This window comes from Haliea sp. (assembly GCF_041395985.1).
Classification (GTDB): Bacteria; Pseudomonadota; Gammaproteobacteria; order Pseudomonadales; family Halieaceae; genus Haliea.
In genome coordinates this window covers 382,679-399,141 of the sequence record NZ_JAWKZJ010000001.1, presented here as the reverse complement: position 1 = coordinate 399,141, position 16,463 = coordinate 382,679, and the positions used below count along the sequence as shown (strand labels likewise).

The 16,463-nt window shown below is 64.2% G+C and carries 13 protein-coding genes; 5 read left to right on the top strand and 8 right to left on the bottom strand.

Features of this window, described 5'->3' with window-relative positions:
- Positions 1-34: 34 nt before the first annotated feature.
- The gene (gene fba / locus R3E49_RS01780) at positions 35-1,099 is read left to right on the top strand and encodes a class II fructose-bisphosphate aldolase (protein ID WP_371293475.1); all 1,065 of its coding nucleotides are present in this window, start codon (positions 35-37) and stop codon (positions 1,097-1,099) included.
- Positions 1,100-2,050, top strand: coding sequence for an alpha/beta hydrolase (locus R3E49_RS01775; RefSeq protein WP_371293474.1), 951 nt, complete (start codon positions 1,100-1,102; stop codon positions 2,048-2,050).
- A gap of 129 nt (positions 2,051-2,179) precedes the next feature.
- Here the strand turns inward: R3E49_RS01775 and R3E49_RS01770 are convergent, their stop codons facing one another.
- Positions 2,180-2,776: a YhgN family NAAT transporter gene (locus R3E49_RS01770; RefSeq protein WP_371293473.1), complete on the bottom strand. Its 597-nt coding sequence runs from the start codon at positions 2,774-2,776 to the stop codon at positions 2,180-2,182.
- A 115-nt stretch (positions 2,777-2,891) separates the two neighbouring features.
- Between R3E49_RS01770 and R3E49_RS01765 the strand changes: the two genes are divergently transcribed.
- The 3 genes from R3E49_RS01765 to R3E49_RS01755 all read left to right on the top strand — a co-directional run bounded on the left by R3E49_RS01765 (position 2,892) and on the right by R3E49_RS01755 (position 6,294).
- Positions 2,892-4,034, top strand: a complete 1,143-nt coding sequence (locus R3E49_RS01765) for a tetratricopeptide repeat protein (protein WP_371293472.1) — start codon at positions 2,892-2,894, stop codon at positions 4,032-4,034.
- Between the two features lie 143 nt (positions 4,035-4,177).
- Positions 4,178-5,332 (top strand): aspartyl/asparaginyl beta-hydroxylase domain-containing protein, encoded by a 1,155-nt coding sequence (locus R3E49_RS01760; protein ID WP_371293471.1) that lies wholly within the window; start codon positions 4,178-4,180, stop codon positions 5,330-5,332.
- Complete coding sequence (locus R3E49_RS01755) at positions 5,329-6,294, top strand: class I SAM-dependent methyltransferase (RefSeq protein ID WP_371293470.1); 966 nt, start codon at positions 5,329-5,331, stop codon at positions 6,292-6,294. The genes R3E49_RS01760 and R3E49_RS01755 overlap by 4 nt, the downstream gene beginning before the upstream one ends.
- A 39-nt stretch (positions 6,295-6,333) precedes the next feature.
- On the opposite strand, the gene R3E49_RS01750 is transcribed toward R3E49_RS01755, so the two are convergent.
- The 7 genes from R3E49_RS01750 to serA all read right to left on the bottom strand — a co-directional run bounded on the left by R3E49_RS01750 (position 6,334) and on the right by serA (position 16,381).
- On the bottom strand, positions 6,334-6,618 hold the full coding sequence (locus R3E49_RS01750) for a hypothetical protein (protein ID WP_371293469.1): 285 nt from the start codon (positions 6,616-6,618) through the stop codon (positions 6,334-6,336).
- A 163-nt stretch (positions 6,619-6,781) separates the two neighbouring features.
- Entirely contained in the window at positions 6,782-9,631 is a 2,850-nt protein-coding gene (locus R3E49_RS01745; RefSeq protein WP_371293468.1) for a TonB-dependent receptor domain-containing protein, read from the bottom strand.
- A gap of 250 nt (positions 9,632-9,881) precedes the next feature.
- Positions 9,882-10,352, bottom strand: coding sequence for a hypothetical protein (locus R3E49_RS01740; protein ID WP_371293467.1), 471 nt, complete (start codon positions 10,350-10,352; stop codon positions 9,882-9,884).
- Positions 10,353-10,366: 14 nt separating this feature from the next.
- Positions 10,367-13,339 (bottom strand): TonB-dependent receptor, encoded by a 2,973-nt coding sequence (locus R3E49_RS01735; RefSeq protein ID WP_371293466.1) that lies wholly within the window; start codon positions 13,337-13,339, stop codon positions 10,367-10,369.
- A 94-nt stretch (positions 13,340-13,433) separates the two neighbouring features.
- Positions 13,434-14,411 (bottom strand): FecR domain-containing protein, encoded by a 978-nt coding sequence (locus R3E49_RS01730; RefSeq protein WP_371293465.1) that lies wholly within the window; start codon positions 14,409-14,411, stop codon positions 13,434-13,436.
- A 140-nt stretch (positions 14,412-14,551) separates the two neighbouring features.
- The gene (locus tag R3E49_RS01725; protein ID WP_371293779.1) at positions 14,552-15,067 is read right to left on the bottom strand and encodes an RNA polymerase sigma factor; all 516 of its coding nucleotides are present in this window, start codon (positions 15,065-15,067) and stop codon (positions 14,552-14,554) included.
- Positions 15,068-15,151: 84 nt separating this feature from the next.
- Positions 15,152-16,381 (bottom strand): phosphoglycerate dehydrogenase, encoded by a 1,230-nt coding sequence (gene serA / locus R3E49_RS01720; protein ID WP_290740458.1) that lies wholly within the window; start codon positions 16,379-16,381, stop codon positions 15,152-15,154.
- Positions 16,382-16,463: the final 82 nt, after the last annotated feature.

The window sequence follows — 16,463 nt, the reverse complement described above, 5'->3', positions numbered from 1 at the left end:
CGCACCTGCACCAGAACCCATCGAGGATAGAGCTATGGCACTTATCAGTATGCGTCAACTGCTGGACCACGCCGCAGAGTATGGCTATGGCGTGCCCGCGTTCAACGTCAATAACCTGGAGCAGACCCGCGCCATCATGGAGGCCGCTGACGCCACCAACTCGCCGGTGATCATGCAGGCCAGTGCGGGCGCGCGCAAATATGCCGGCGCGCCGTTCCTGCGCCACCTCATCCAGGCGGCCATTGAGGAGTTTCCCCACATTCCCGTGGTGATGCACCAGGATCACGGAGTGTCTCCCGCCGTTTGCCAGCGCTCCATCCAGCTGGGTTTCAGCTCGGTGATGATGGACGGCTCGCTGGGCACGGACGGCAAGACGCCCATGGATTACGACTACAATGTCGACGTAACCCGTCGCGTGGTCGAAATGGCCCACGCCTGCGGCGTATCGGTCGAGGGTGAGCTGGGCTGCCTCGGTTCGCTGGAAACGGGGCAGGCCGGTGAGGAAGACGGTGTCGGCGCAGAGGGCACCCTGAGCCATGATCAGATGCTCACTGATCCCGAAGAAGCGGCGGCCTTTGTTGCCGCCACCAGCGTCGATGCACTGGCGATCGCCTGCGGCACCAGCCACGGTGCCTACAAGTTCAGCCGGCCGCCCACCGGCGATATCCTCGCCATCGACCGGATCAAGGAAATCAATGCACGTATACCCAACACCCACCTGGTGATGCACGGCTCGTCTTCGGTACCGCAGGAGTGGCTGGCAATCATCAATGAGTTCGGCGGCAATATCCCGGAAACCTATGGCGTTCCCGTGGAGCAGATTCAGGAAGGCATCCGCCACGGCGTGCGCAAGATCAACATCGACACCGACCTGCGGCTGGCATCGACCGGCGCCGTGCGCCGTTTCCTGGCCCAGAACCCCGCTGAATTCGACCCGCGTAAATTCCTCGCGGTGACCACCACGGCCATGAAAGAGATCTGCGTGGCGCGCTACGAAGCCTTCGGTACCGCCGGCCACGCCGACAAGATCAAGGTGCGTTCACTGATTGCCATGCAGGAGGCGTACGACGCCGGGAAGTTGGGGCCGCAGCCGCGGTAGATGCCCCTCAGCGACGTGGCGCCGGATGCCGCAAGCCTGCAGGCCCTGCGCGCTGCCTTGCCGCGCTTCGGGGACGAGGCCCGGGTTCCCGGGCTGGACCGCTACCTGGCCTTCTACGGGCTGGCATTCAGCCGTGAGTACGGCGCCTGCCGACACCGGATAGGGCGTGTTGCCTCCGGCCCCTACGCACTCGCCACCCAGTGCTGGGAGCTGCCCGGTGCACGCCACACCCTGTTGCTGGTGCACGGCTTTCTTGACCACGTTGGCCTGTACCGTCATATCATCGGGCATGCCCTGGCGCGCCAGTGCAATGTCATCGCCTTTGACCTGCCCGGGCATGGCCTGTCGACGGGGACTCCGACGGCGATCAATGATTTCAGCGAATACGCCGATGCCATCCAGGCTGTACTCCATGCCGTCGACCTGCCACCGCTGCCGTTGCAGGTGGTGGGCCAGAGCACCGGGGGCGCGGCGCTGGTCGCCTATGCCCGGCAGTGCGCTGCCTGGCCCTTCACCGGCACGGTACTGCTGGCACCGCTGTTGCGTCCTGCCGGCTGGCAGCGCGTGCGCGCGGCCCACGCGCTCATCCACCGCTTTGTTGACAGCGTGCCGCGCGGCTTTGCACAGAATTCCTCTGACGCGGATTTTCTTGCCTTTGTGCGCGCCGATCCACTGCAGTCGCGGCGCATTCATGTGAGCTGGGTCGGTGCCCTGCGCCGCTGGCTGGCGGAGCTGCCCATTGCCGATCTCGGCGTGGGGCCGGCGCTGCTGGTACAGGGCGATGCGGACGGTACGGTGGACTGGCGCTTCAACCTGCCGCGTTACGGCCAGCTGTTTCCCGGGCTGCGTATCGAACTGCTGCACGGTGCCGGGCACCAGCTGGCGAACGAGTCCGAGCCGTTGCGTGCGCGCTATCTGCGGCAGGTGGATCGGTATCTGGGGTGGGGTTGAGTTCTGTGGCCTGTAATTATGCGTGCCCTGAAGTCGGCTCTGGGGGTGTTGGCGCTCTTGAGGGCACGCCGTACACCCCGCCTCGCGCCCCGCGCTACGAAGCGCCCCTCACGGCTACGCGATACCTCGTCAACCCCCCGTCAGGTTGAGAAACTTCTGCACACCGTCAAAGAACATCTGCACCGAAATGATCACCAGGATCATCCCCATCAAGCGCTCCATGGCGAGCAGGCCGCGGGCGCCCAGGGCCTTGAGCAGTAGCGGCGCCATCATCAGCAGCGCCGCGCACACGCCCCAGGCCCCGACAACTGCAATGGTCCAGTCCATCATCCGGTCCGGATCCTTGTGCACCAACAGCATGGTAATGGCCAGCGCCGACGGCCCGGCAACCATGGGAATGGCCAGCGGCACGATAAAGGGTTCGCCATCCGGCGTGTCCCCCATCAGGCCATAGGGCGAGGGGAAAATCATGCGCAGTGCTATCAGGAACAGGATGATGGCGCCGGCAATGCTGATCGACTCCTGTCGCAGGTTCAGCACGTCGAGCATGGCGGAGCCCGCATAGAGGAAAAGCAGCAGCACGATCAGGGCGATGACCAGTTCGCGGAAGATCACCCACTGACGACGTCGCGGCTCTACATCCTTCAGTACCGAGAGGAAGATGGGCACGTTGCCCAGCGGATCCATCACGAAGGCGAGGGTGACAAAAGCGGAAATGGTATCCATGTGAACTCCGAAGCAGCAGCGCCCAGTGTAACCCGTGGGGGGCGTCCGGCAGTAGGGGCGCATCATGCGGGTCCCGGTGCTATGCTGAAGGCATGCACTGTGGGAGGAACGTAACGTGACACAGTCGATAAACGCGTTTTTGCGCGGCACGGTGCTCGCCGCTGCTGCGCTGCTCAGCGCCTGTGCGGCGCAGCCACCGGTGGAACGTGCCGTGGCGGTAACGCAGGCCGAACTGCTGTCCGGCGCGCGGCTGGGCGTGGCGGCGAACGCCCGCCCGTCGACCGCCGCGCTCACGGCGGTAAACGACGATATGCGCGAGTTTCTGCGCCAGCATGTTCCTGCCGGGCTCGGACCCACCCGGACCATCGAGTTGATACTGCAGGCGATTCTGGATGACGGACTGCAGCTGCGCTACGATAATTTCCGCACCCTCACGGCGCAGGAGGCGTTCTATAGCCGCGAGGGGAACTGCATGTCCTTCACCAACCTGTTTGTCGCCCTGGCACGCGAGGCGGGCGTCAAGGTGCATTACCAGGAGGTGGAGATACCGCCCTCGTGGACTGCGGAGGGCGACACCTGGCGCTATAACCTGCACATCAACGCGTTGGTCAAACTGCCGGGGGCCGAGCAGGTGGTGGACTTCAACCTCGGGGATTACGATCCCGGTCTGCACCGGCGCGTCCTGAGTGACGAAGAGGCGCTGGTGCGCTATCACAACAACATGGGTGTGCACTGGATGACCGAGGACGAGGGGCAGCGCGCCTTCCTGCACTTTCGGGAGGCGCTCTCACTGCGCCCTCGCACTGCTCACGTGTGGACCAATCTAGGCACCCTCTACCGGCGTGCCGGCGATCTGGCCGCGGCGGAGTCGAGCTATCTGCGTGCCGTCGACCTTGCCGATGATGCCGCCGCCAACAGCAACCTTGCGCGCCTTTACGCCCAGCTCGGTGAGCAGGCATTGAGTGACTGGTATCGGAACCGCGTGCAGCTGTTCCGTCAGCAGAACCCCTATTATCTGCTGCACCTTGCGCGGGAGGCCTATGCGTCAGCGGACTATCCCGCGGCACAGCGTCTGTTGCAGCGGGCCATTCGCAAACAGCCCGACGAGCATGAGTTCTATCGTCTGCTGGGTCTCACTGACCTGCAGCAGGGCGATTTGCGTGCCGCGGCTGATCATTTCACTGCAGCACTCGCGCACGCCGATGCCGAGGCCGGGGCGCGTTACCGGCACAAGCTGGAGCTGCTGGCAGGGCAGTGATCTGCGCCGGTTGCGCAGAATTGCACAGGACCCTCTGGTAAACTGGACGCTTCTGGAGTCGGGTCGGTCTTGGGGGAGTCAATGAAGCTATTGCAATCGGGGGTCTGCGGCAGCGCGGTGCCTCCACGCGCCGGTGCCTGCGCATGAGCGGTGCACCCCAACAACGCCTGCAGTCGGCACTGGAAGCACTGCGAGCCGGGCGTGCGGCTGAGGCGGAAGCGCTGCTTGATGAGCTGACCCGTGGCGGCAACGCGGTGGCCTCGACCTGGCTGGCACTGGCCTTTGCCCGCGTCAATCTGGATCGGGCAGAGGACGCACTGCTGGCCGTGGACCGCGCGCTGCAGCTGGAGCCGCGCAATATTCGCGCCCTGTTGTTCAAGGCCGATCATCTCGACCGGCTGGGGCGTGAACGCACGGCGCTGGGCTTCTACCAGGGTGCCCTGCGCGTTGCCGCCAGCATGGCGCAGATACCCGAGGATGTGCGGCGCGGGCTGGCGCGCGCGGAAGAGGTCTGCGATCGCTGGGCTGCGCACTACGAGAACTACCTGCTGGAGAATCTGGAGCAGGCGGGGTTTACCCGCGCCGAGTTCCCGCGCTTTGCGGAATCCCTGGATATTGCCTGTGGCAAAGCGCCTGTGCAGCTGCAGCAGCCCACCCGCTACTATTTCCCCGGCCTGCCGCAGCGCACCTTCTATCCTCGCGAGATGTTCCCCTGGGCGGCGGCGCTGGAAGCGCAGACGGCGCAGATCCGCGACGAGCTGCTGGCCGTCATGCGCGATGACGGTCACTTTCAGCCCTACCTGGAGTCCAGCCCCGACCAGCCGCAACTGAATATCAGCCGCAATCTGGACAGGATGGACTGGAGTGCCTGCTACCTGTGGCGCGACGGCGTGCGTGTCGAGGCACTGGCAGAGCGCTGCCCGGCGACCTTTGCCGCACTGGAGGCCGTGCCCCTGTGCCGTGTGCCGGGGCAGATGCCCTCGGCGCTGTTTTCGCGTCTGGCGCCGGGTGCGCGTATTGAGCCCCACCACGGCGCCGTCAACACACGGCTGATCTGTCACTTGCCGCTGGTGGTGCCGCCACAGTGCGGCGAACTGCGGGTGGGCAACGACCGGCGCAGCTGGCGGGAGGGCGAGCTGCTGGTGTTTGATGACAGCATGGAGCACGAGGCCTGGAATGAGAGTCGCGATGAGCGAGTGGTCCTGTTGTTCGACATCTGGCGACCCGAGCTCAGCGAAGCCGAGCGGCACTGGGTGTCGGCCATGCTGCAGGCCGTGAAGGCCTACGAAGCCCTGTGACGGCGCGGGGCCCTGCCAGCCACGCCGGTGCCTGGGATACCTACTGGCGCGGCACCCGGGAGAATGCAGCCCATCGCGAAGGCGGCCCCCAGGAACCGGTGCTTGCGGCTTTCTGGGCCAGTTTTTTCCAGACGGCATTGGCCACCGGCAATCCGCCGGCCCTGCTCGACCTCGCCTGCGGCCACGGCGCGGTGACCGGCCATGCGCTGCAGGTGTCACCGTCCCTGGCGCCCTGTTGCAGTGACTACTCGCTCAGTGCCCTGCAGGGGCTGCAACAGCGCTACCCCAGGGCGCGCTGTGTGGTGGCCGATGCCGGTCATACACCCTTTGCGGACGCCAGCTTCGATCTGGTGGTCAGCCAGTTTGGCGTCGAGTACGCCGGGCCGGAAGCGCCGTACGAGGCGGCGCGGCTGGTCGCTACCGGCGGCACGCTGGCCCTGCTGGTGCATGTGGAGGGCGGGGCGATTTACCGCGAGTGCGCGGATAACCGCGATACGGTAATGGCGCTGCGGGAGCTGAACATTCTCGGCCTGGCGCAGGCGGCATTTGACGCCGGCTTTGCACTGAATGCGGGGATCGGCACGCCCGAGGCCTTCAAGGCGGCGGAACGGGCGTTTACGCCCGCCGTGAGGGGGCTGGAACAGCTGTTGCAGACACGCGGCCCGCAGGCGGCCGGGGGCCTTTTGCAGCAGCTGTACACCGATATTGCGCACATGTACCGGCGCATGTCGGCCTATGCGCCCGAAGATGTGCGCAACTGGCTCGGCGGGATGGACGGAGAACTCACCGCCTACATCGGCAGGATGCAATCTATGCTGGACGCAGGCTTTAGCCGTGCCGGCATGGATGCCGTGGCGCAGGGCCTGAGCGCAACAGGTTTCAGCCTGCGCGAGTTATCGCAGCTGCGGGTGTCGGAGCAGGCGCAGGCGGCCGCCTGGGTGCTGGTGGCGCAACGCCGCTGAGCGCAGGCGCAGCGGCGTCAAATAGGTTGCAGGGGCGTATCAACCGCCGCCGGGGCCAGCACTCTGGGCACTGTTGTTCTGGATACCGGTGGCCGCGTCGCGGCTGTCCATGGATTCCTGTTTCCATTGCTCGTCGGTCTTGCACACCCGCGTGCCCAGCCGCGTACCGGTCTTGATGATGGTGCGGCAGGTCAGGTTGTCAGTGCTTGCAACGGCCTGGGCCGGCGCGCTGGCATCGGCGGTCGCTGAGGGGCTGGTGCTTGAGCAGGCCGCGAGCATGGCCAGTGCGGCGCCGGCCGCGCAAACGGTAAGGTAACGTTTCATAGCTGTCTCCTGAGTGACTGTTCAGTCTCCACTGTGACGTTCTGCAGGTCAATCCGCTGTTTGTGGACTTGCCTGAAAACGATGAAATAAAAAGCCCGGCACGAGGCCGGGCTGGGTCCTGCACCATCAGGCGGCCGGTACCGGCCGCCTGATGGGGGGTAGCTTAGAAGCTGACGCTGACGCCGACGAACATGTAGCGACCCAGTGCGTCGTACATGCCGGGGAACACGTTACCGTTACCGTTGATAGACGGACCGGCTGCGTTGCCCGCGATCGGCGGCTCTTTGTCAGTGATGTTGTTCACACCAAGGCGCACAGAGGCGTTCTCGGTGACATCCCATGAACCGGCCAGGTCAAGGTAGTTGACGGAAGGCAGGTCACGGTTACCGTTCAGGTCAGTCACTGAGCTGATGTGACGCCAGTAGGCGCTCACGCTCACGTCCCAGGGAGTCATCCAGGTAGCGCGCAGGTTGTTGCGGAAATCCGGTGTGGGGTAACCGCACTCACCGCCCCAGTTGCCCTTACAGTCAACAACCGGTGCACCTTCGAGTTCCTGCTGGTCCCACGTGTCGATGATGGACATGGTGTTGTTGAAGGCCAGGCTGCCCATGTCGCCGATGGTCAGGTCGTAGTCGGCGATCACGTCCCAACCAGTCACTTCCTCGATGGCGAGGTTGTCCAGCAGGGCGGATACACGGCCACTGGTGTTCACATCAGAACCGATCCACAGGTCACCCAGCGGGCCGCGACGGACGTTTTCACACAGGCTGTCGTTGCCGTCCAGACACTGGTTGAGGATGAACTCGGGGCCGAGGTTGTCGATGCCTTTCTCGATTTCGATCGAGTAGTAGTCAACGCTCAGCACCAGGCCTTCCACGAACGCCGGCGACCAGATGAAGCCCACAGAGTAGGTGTCTGACTCTTCCGGCTCCAGTTCGGTGTTACCGCCCTGGAGGAAGTTGTACTGGCCTGCGAAGGAGTTCAGGATGTTGCCGTACTGGGCAGCAGTGACTCCGGTGCGGGCGCAATCTTCCAGGCTACGCTCGGGGGTAGGGCCACCACAGGGGTCCACATCCATGTCAAACAGGTTGAAGCCCTGGGGCAGGAACAGTTCGCGGATGTTGGCAGCGCGGACAGCGCGCTGGTAGCTGGCACGCAGCTTCACGTCCTGGTTGATTGCCCAGCCGCCGCGCACACCGTAGGTATCGGTGGTCACGTCAGTGGAGTAATCGGAGTAGCGGTAGCCCAGGTCCAGCGTGATTTCTTCAGCGAAGGCAGCGCCTTCCACCAGCGGGATGCTGGCTTCCATGAAGTATTCAGTCACGTCGTAGTCACCGGAAACCGCACCAGTGGCACCGCCCTGGCCAGCGCCCAGGCCGAGGCGGAAGCCTTCGTCCGGGTTGAAGTCCAGCGTTTCCTTGCGGTATTCAGTACCGATAACCACTTCCACGCCGTTGTTGGCGGAAGGCAGCTTGAAGCCGTAGTCGCCCAGGCTACCCGCAACGAAGGCGTTGAACACTTTCTGCGTGGTGGTACCGCGTGCGAACAGGGGCAGGGTCAGGTATTCGGCGGCTTCGGGTGTTACACCACCGGTTTCCCAGATGTTCCAGGGCACACAGTTCGGGTCGCTGCCGTCAACAACGGACTGACAGGTGATGTTGCCCTCGTCGTCCAGTACGGCGTTCAGCGCGTTCTGGATTTTGGCGTTGGACAGGTCGTTGTTGTAGGTGTTTTCCATGCTGACTTCTGAGTACAGGCCAGACACGTCGTAACGCCAGGTGTCGTTGATGTCACCACGGAAGCCCAGCACACCGCGGAAGGAGGTGTGACGCAGGTCCTGGTTACGCGGGCCGCCTTCTACGTTGCGGCGACCAACCGTGACAGTTTGCGTGTCGTCGGCACCCAGGCCGTAGTCGCCACAGATGGCGCCGACCTGCTGGTCAGACAGCAGCGGGTTGTCACAGGCGATGGGTACGGTCAGGAAGAACGAGCCAGACGGCGCGATCTGCGCGTTGGTCTGGTTGTCCATGAACATCAGTTCGGTGTAGGTCTCTACGTGCTCGTTGATCTGGTAACGACCAAAGGCACCAGCGGTGTAACGCTCGTCGGGACGCTGGTAGTAGTTCAGGGGGCCGTAGTTGTAGACCTCGGTGGGGGTGACCAGCTGGTTGCCGGAGACACGGTATACACCCTGGCTGCCGTCGCCGGGGATGATGGTGCCCGCAGCGCTGGTGCCGGAGCCGAAGCAGCCCGTGGCGTCGTTGTTCAGGGCGCAGGCGCTGTAGTCACGCTCGCTCTGCAGAACGGGGTCGATTTCACGGTAGGTGGCGTAGGCCGTCACGTTGCCGCGGCCGTTGTCGAAGTTGCCGCCCATGACCAGCGACCAGTTCTGGATCTCGCCGTCGGTGTTGCTACCGTCGGGGAAGGGGAAGCCCGCATCGCCAACGATCTGCTGGATGCCACCGTTGTCGTTGTCGTGCTGGTACTGGCTGAACTGGTAGTCGAACTGCACGCCTTCGAAGTCGTCAACCATCACGAAGTTGACAACACCCGCAACCGCGTCGGAACCGTAGGTCGCGGAAGCACCACCGGTCAGTACTTCAACACGCTGGATCAGGGCTGCCGGGATCTGGTTGATGTCGGCGCCGGTACCGCCCTGCAGCGGAGAGCCCGCGGGCAGGCGACGGCCGTTGACCAGTACCAGGGTACGCTCGTCACCCAGGTTGCGCAGGTTCAGGGTAGCCGTACCCGTGGCGCCGTTGGAGGTGGATGAGTTCTGGTTGGAGTAAACCTGTGGCAGGTTCTTCATCAGGTCTTCAACGCGGGTGGTGCCCTGGAACTTGAATTCCTCGGCATCGACCTGCGTGACCGGGCTGGCGGAAACCAGGTTTGCCCGCTGGATACGCGAACCGGTAACAACCACTTCTTCCAGCATCAGCTGGTCGTCCTGGGCGTTTGCTACAGTCGGCATTACCGCCGCTGCGCTCATGCCCAGGGCAGCTGAAACTGCCATGGTCAGACGATTTTTCCTTAACATATCAATACCCCTGTACTTGACTGTAAGCATGCTAATCCGGTGGCCAATGCCACTGGAGACGAACATTAAACGAATTCAGCGGCAGGTTCCTCAGAGTTCCCTGCCACTTTTGTGACTTATTCACAAAAAACGCGGGGAACTCGGCAAATTACCAGAAATTACCTGACCTAACACGAGCAGGTAGCTGAAATCCAAGTACTTTCAGCGGCGGTGGCGGAGCGATGTGCTAGCGTACGCGGCTCACCCCCACGGTCTTGTCGGTGGCCGTTACCGTCATCCGGTAGAAGCCGAGGAAGTTCTTGTCGATGACCACCGCGGTGTCGTCGCCGCGGTGCAGGTAGCGCCCGGGCAGCCGCTGCCGCCAGACCTGCCCGTTGTCCAGGTAAAAGAGGGTCTCTCCCGACCAGCCTTCGAAGGGCGGCTTGATGTTGGCCTCGATACGGATGGACTCGTCGGCCGCGATCACTTCCGGGTTGCTGCGCAGCAGGGTGGGGGCTTCCGCGGCGGTGTAGGTGACCAGCCAGCGGTTCAACGCTGCGCGCTCGACGTCACTGAGTTTGTCGAGGCCGGCGGCCCGGTACTCCTCGCTGGACATCAGTTTCTCGACACCGGGAAACTCGCCTTCCGGCCCGGCAGCCAGGGCAGGCATGCTGCCGGCAACGGTGAGGAACAGCAGGGAAAGCAGGGTACTGCGCATGGTCTACTCCGGGTTCAGAAGCGCTGGCTGATACGGGTGTACCAGAAGCGCCCCCTCAGTTCGTGGGTACGGGCGTCGATGTTATCGTTAAATGCGGACGCCGCCAAAGGCGCCGCGGCATCGAACAGGTTGTCGATACCGAGGGTCAACCGCAGCCCCGACAGCACATCGAACACGTAGCTGACCTGCATGTCGTGCACGGTCCAGCTGTCAATTCCCCGGGTCTGTGTGGTTCCGGGGAGGACTTCGTCCATGGCGCTCACGTGGTGCATCTCGTAGCTGGCGAGCCAGCGATCGCGTTTCCAGCGCAGGCCGAGCTGGCCCTTCCACTCGGGTATGCCGCCGAGGCCTTCGGAGGCCTCGTCGCGGAAGGTGCCGGCCAGGTCTATCTGCGGCCCGCCATCGCCGGGCTGGGAGAGGTACTCGTGAATCCAGGCTCCGCTGCCGGTAACCGAGACCTGGCCCCAGGGCTGATCCGGGAAGTAATAGGCGAGGCTGAGGTCGGCACCGCGCACCCGGCGCTTGCCGAAGTTGATATTGTTCGCGGTGACCCGGACGAGATTGCCCAGCGCGTCGCGGCTGACCTGGTCGGCGAAGGCACCGGTGGCCGCGTTGCGGTCGACAAGGGACTGCGCGCTGGAGCTGACCACGTCTTCCTGGCGGATTTCGAAGTAGTCGAGTGACACCCGCAGGCCGGGTATCACGACCGGCGTCCAGATGGCCCCGGCACTCACGGATTCGGAGGTTTCCGGGTCCAGATCCGGGTTGCCGCCCTTCACGGTGAGAAACTGATTGCGGGTGGCGTCAGCCAGTTGCGTGCAGCCCGGCAACTGGCCCACATTGGCGGCGATGGTGCAGGGGTCAGCGATAAAGGCCTGTTGCTCGCTGCTGCCCTCGTAGAGCTCGCTCAGGCTGGGGGCACGGAAGCCGAAGGCATAGCCGCCGCGCAGCGTCAGCGAGGGGCCGAGCTGCCATTTCAACCCGACCTTGGGGTTGGTGCTGCTGCCGAAGTCGCTGTAGGCGGAGTGGCGGATGGCAGCTTCCAGTTGCAGGTTGCGGCCACCGCTGGCGTTACTCCACAGCGGCACGCGGCTCTCGGCATACAGTTCCAGAATCTTGCGCTCCCCGCGGGTGGGCTGGAAATTGGTGGCGCCGATGGTGCCGATTGAGGCCAGCCGCTCGTCGGGCACTTTGGACGTCGATTCGTGGCGGAATTCCAGGCCCAGCGCAAGGTCACCCCGCCCCGCCGGCAGGTTCAGCAGCGCGTTGCTGAGGTTCAGCGCCGCGCTGGAGAGGGTGGTATCGCCCCGGGTGCGCCCGTCGAGGCGCAGGTAGTCCACCTGCTCGGCACTGATGCTGCCCGCCGGCCCCATGATATCCACGGGTACACAGCCGTCGACATCGGCCCCCTGGCAACCGGCGGCCGGCCCCAGTGCCCGCCGCAGGCGGTTGGCATCGACCAGGTTGGTGGCGGTTTCCCGGGCCTGGCTGCGGCTCCAGTTCACCCCGATATCCCAGTGCCAATCGGCGTAAAGGCCTTCCACGATGGCGCTCAGGCGGCCGACTTCAGACTCGTTCAGCTGCAATCTTCCGGGAAATTCGATTAATCTGCGCCTGACGTCGGTTATTTCCTGGGCAAAGTCGTTGTAGATGTTGTCTGCGGCAACGCTGATCGGCTCCTGCTCAAAGCCGGTGAACAATGGGGTGGGTGCCAGGTTGGCACGGGCGTTGGTCCGCAGGTAGGTTGCTTCGAGCAGGGCGGTCACCTGTTCGCTGAGGTCCCGGGTGACACTCGCATAAACACTGCTGCGGCGCAGCGGGACAACAGCGGAGGTAAATGCCGCGTAGTCGAACAGATCCTCACTGCCTGCGGGTCGGTAGCCGGCGCCGTCGGCGATCAACGAGCGGCCATCCGGGAGCACCACGCGCGCATCGGGGGTGGCGCTGGAGCGCAGATCGGTACCGCCCAGCGTCCGCGTATCTGCGCTGCGTGATACCACCCGGTCGCGGCTGAACAGCGGTTCCTGCTCGTAGTGCGAGGCGCTGATAAACAGTCCGCCGTCCCGGAAACTGGTGCCGTACTGCAGCGTCTGTGTCGTGGTGGTGAGGTCGCCGCGGCTGCTTTCACCGACGTACGATTCCGCCAGAAACCCGTGGAAATCGCGCTTCATGATGATATTGACCACGCCCGCGATTGCATCCGAGCCGTAGATCGCAGATGCGCCGTCCTTGAGTATCTCCACCCGCTCCACGGCGGCCGGGGAAATGCTGTTCAGGTCCACGGACTCGCCAGCCAGCCCGTCGTTGGCGATGCGGCGCCCGTTGATCAGGATGAGCGTGTTGCTGGCCGGAAGTCCGCGCAGGGTGACAGTGGCTGTGCCATCACCGCCGTTGGAGATGGCGGTGCTGGTCGAGTTGCCGATGACCGCCGGGACGAAGCGCAGCAGTTCGCCAAGCGTTTGGGCACCGCTGCGCTCGATGTCGGAGCGCGCATACACCTCCACCGGGGCGCTGAAGCGATTCGGGTCCCGGCGTATGCGCGAGCCGGTCATCCGGCTGCCATAGACGTAGGTTTGCTCCATGCCCGGCTCATAGACGGGCAGTAAAGCCTCGGTCTGCAGCGGATCATCGCAGCGTTCGCGCGGGCAGTTTTCGGCGTAGATCGCCACGATGCGGTCATCGATGAGCTCCCAGCCCAGTCCGCTCTCTGCCAGCAGGCGGCTGAGGGCGTCGTCCCGGCCCATGTCGCCGACCAGGGCGGGTGCCGAGAGGTGTCCGGTAAGCCGGTCGGAGAACACAATCGGGGTATTGCTCTGGCGGCTGAACTGGATCAGCGCGGCAGACAGCGAGCTCTCGCGGATGTCGTAATGCGTGAGGGGTTCCGCCGCGGCGGTTTTCGCAGTCCAGCCGAAGACGATGAAGATCGCCAGCCACGCCGAAACGATCCCCTGCGCGAAAAACCCTGTCGCCCGGGACGCGGCAAGCATGTTCTCACCCTGCCAGATTGATGGTCGCAACGCACTGATAATTCAGGAGAGTTTGTCGGCCAGGGGAGCTGGCCAGGCAAGAAGGTGTTATATCCTACTGCGGGGCTTTCAGCAACTGCACGGAGCCTTTGTTCAGGCGTACAACACGCAGCCCCAGGCTGCGTTCAAGGGCCTGGATGACAGTGTCCGGGTGGTCGAGACTGAAGACGCCGGACACGGTGAGGTTGGCGACCTCGCGCTCGCTGATAAGAATGCGGGTATCCGAATAGCGGGCCAGTTCGCTGGCGAGCTCTGCGAGGGTCAGGGCGTCGGCGACGATCTCTCCGCGCTGCCACGCGGTGTAGTGTGCGGTATCCACGGTCTGGCGGGTGCCGATGCCACTGCTGCGTGAGGTCTCCAGATGCTCGTTGGCATCCAGCAGTACGCTGGCCACTGCGCTGCCGCTGGCGGCCGGGTTGCTCACCCGCACCCTGCCCTCGGTTACCGTGATTTCGGTGGATCCGGCGCGGCGGTACACATTGAAGGCCGTTCCGATGGCGGTCACTGTCGCGTCACCGGTGCTGACCGCAAAGGGTCGCTGCGGATCGTGGGCGACGTCGAAATAGGCCTCGCCTTTCACCAGGGTCAGCTGGCGGTTGCCGCGGCTGAACGCCACATCCAGCTGACTGTCGGTGTTCAGGGTGACGCGCGAGGTGTCGCTGAGTGTGTAGGTGGTCCGCTCCCCCTGGGCCGTGCGCAGTGACTCAACGACGTCCGGGCCGCGATCCAGAGGCAGCAACACGACAGCCAGGGCCAGGCTGGCGGCGAGCGCTGTGGCCCCGGCCAGCCACTGGCGGCGGGTTGGCCCGCTGTGCAGGGCCGTGGGCTCTGGCTGCTCCACCTCGAGCGGCAGGTGCTGCACACTGCCCAGGTCATCCCAGAGCTCCAGCATCAGGTCCATGGCCTGGCGGTGACCCGCATCGGCAGCCAGCCACAGGGCGAATTCACGGTGATCCTGGTCGGTCGCCTCGCCACGGAAACGAGCGATCCACGCCAGTGCGGTGTCGCAATGTCGCTCGAATTCTTGTGTCAAGGTCTGGCTCATCGTGTCCCCAACGCCCGCCGGTTGTTGCTTCCCGGGGTGCGGCGCTACCCCTCAGGGGCGCTTGCCTGTCTTATGTCCTGTTAGTGTAACGAGGAAACACAAAGTTCCCTCAAGTAAATTTGTCTCAATCAACCATTCTCGCCCGGCGGATACAACGCGGCCAGGCGCTTGCGACAGTGCTGCAGCGCCTGCAGGATGTATTTCTCCACGCTGGACACGGAAACCTGCATGGCATCGGCGATTTCCCCGTAGGAGAGTCCGTTGCGCCGGTGCAGCAGGAAGGCCTGGCGCACATTGACCGGCAATTCCTCCACGGCCGCCATGATCAGGCCGAGTTTTTCCCGCGCGCCGAGGATGTGCTCGGGGGACGCCGCGCTGCCATTGATGTCCGGTGCCTCGCCGTCTTCGGACTGCTGCCGTTCGCCGTGCATGAACTGCAGATGCAGCTTGCGCCGCCGCAACTGGTCGACGGCGAGGTTGGTCGCCACCTGGAACAGGAAGGCGCGGGCGTTGTCCAGGGTTTCCGGCGACTCCAGCCGGTGCAGGCGCAAAAAGGCCTCCTGGGCGACTTCGGCGGCGTCCTCCGGGCTGTCCAGTTTGCGGGCGAGATAGCGTTCCAGGGCGCCGCCATGGTCGTTGACCAGGCGCGCGAGGAACGCATTCTTGCGGTTTGCTACGACAGTGATGGCGAATCCCTCGTGGTAGCGCGGTATGCCAGCGGGCGTGGCCTAGAATAGTACGCGACTGCGGATTGTACCGTCTATGCTGGCCAGCTTTGCCAGCGCGACGTCCGAGTATTCGGCGTCGACATCGATCACCACGTAGCCCACCGCCTCGTTGGTTTGCAGAAACTGGGCCGACACGTTGATGTCGTACTCGGAAAACACCCGGTTGATGGCGCTCATGACCCCGGGGACGTTGTGGTGGATGTGCAGCAGGCGATGGCTGCCCTCGTGCTCCGGCAGGGACACCTCGGGGAAGTTGACGGACGACGTGGTGGCCCCGGTATCGCTGTAACGGGCGAGTTTTTCGGCCACTTCAACACCGATATTGGCCTGTGCCTCCACGGTGCTGCCGCCGATGTGCGGGGTGAGGATGACGTTGTCGAAAGCCCGCAGCGGAGAGATGAACTCCTCGTCATTGGCGCGTGGCTCAACCGGGAACACATCGATACCCGCACCGCCCAGGTGACCGGATTCCAGGCTGGCGGCCAGGGCGTCGATATCCACCACGGTGCCCCGCGATGCGTTCAGCAGGATGCTGCCTTTGGGCATCTGTGCCAGTTGTGCGGCGCCTATCATGTTGCGCGTGCCGCGGGTCTCCGGAACGTGCAGGCTGACCACATCCGATTGCGCCAGCAGTTGCTCCAGGGAGGGCAGCTGACGGGCGTTTCCCAGGGGCAGCTTGCTCACCACGTCACAGAACTGCACCTGCATGCCCAGGCCCTCCGCGATCACGCCGAGCTGCATGCCGATGTTGCCGTAGCCGACGATGCCCAGCCGCTTGCCGCGGATTTCATAGGCGTTGGTGGCGCTTTTCTGCCATTCGCCGCGGTGCGCAGCGGCATTGCGGGCCGCCACACCGCGCAACAGCAGAATGGCCTCGGCGATCACCAGCTCCGCCACGCTGCGGGTGTTGCTGAAGGGGGCATTGAACACGGCGATACCGCGGCGTGTGGCGGCCGGGAGGTCAACCTGGTTGGTGCCTATGCAGAAGCAGCCGATGGCGACCAGTTTGCGCGCCGCATCCAGCACGTCCTCGGTGAGCTGCGTGCGCGAGCGGATGCCGACGAAGTGTGCGTCTGCGATGGCCTTCTTCAGGTCGGCGGGCGCCAGCGCCTTCTGATGCAGCTCTATATTGTCATAGCCGGCATTGCGCAGGGTATCGACCGCGGACGGGTGGACACCCTCCAGTAACAGGAAGCGGATTTTGCTTTTTTCAAGCGACTTTGGCGCCATACGCGGTGGTGCTCCCTGAACGGTGTGTAGTGGGCGGGAATAAGCGGGCGCGTATGCTACCATACTGCGCCCTGTTTGCGTC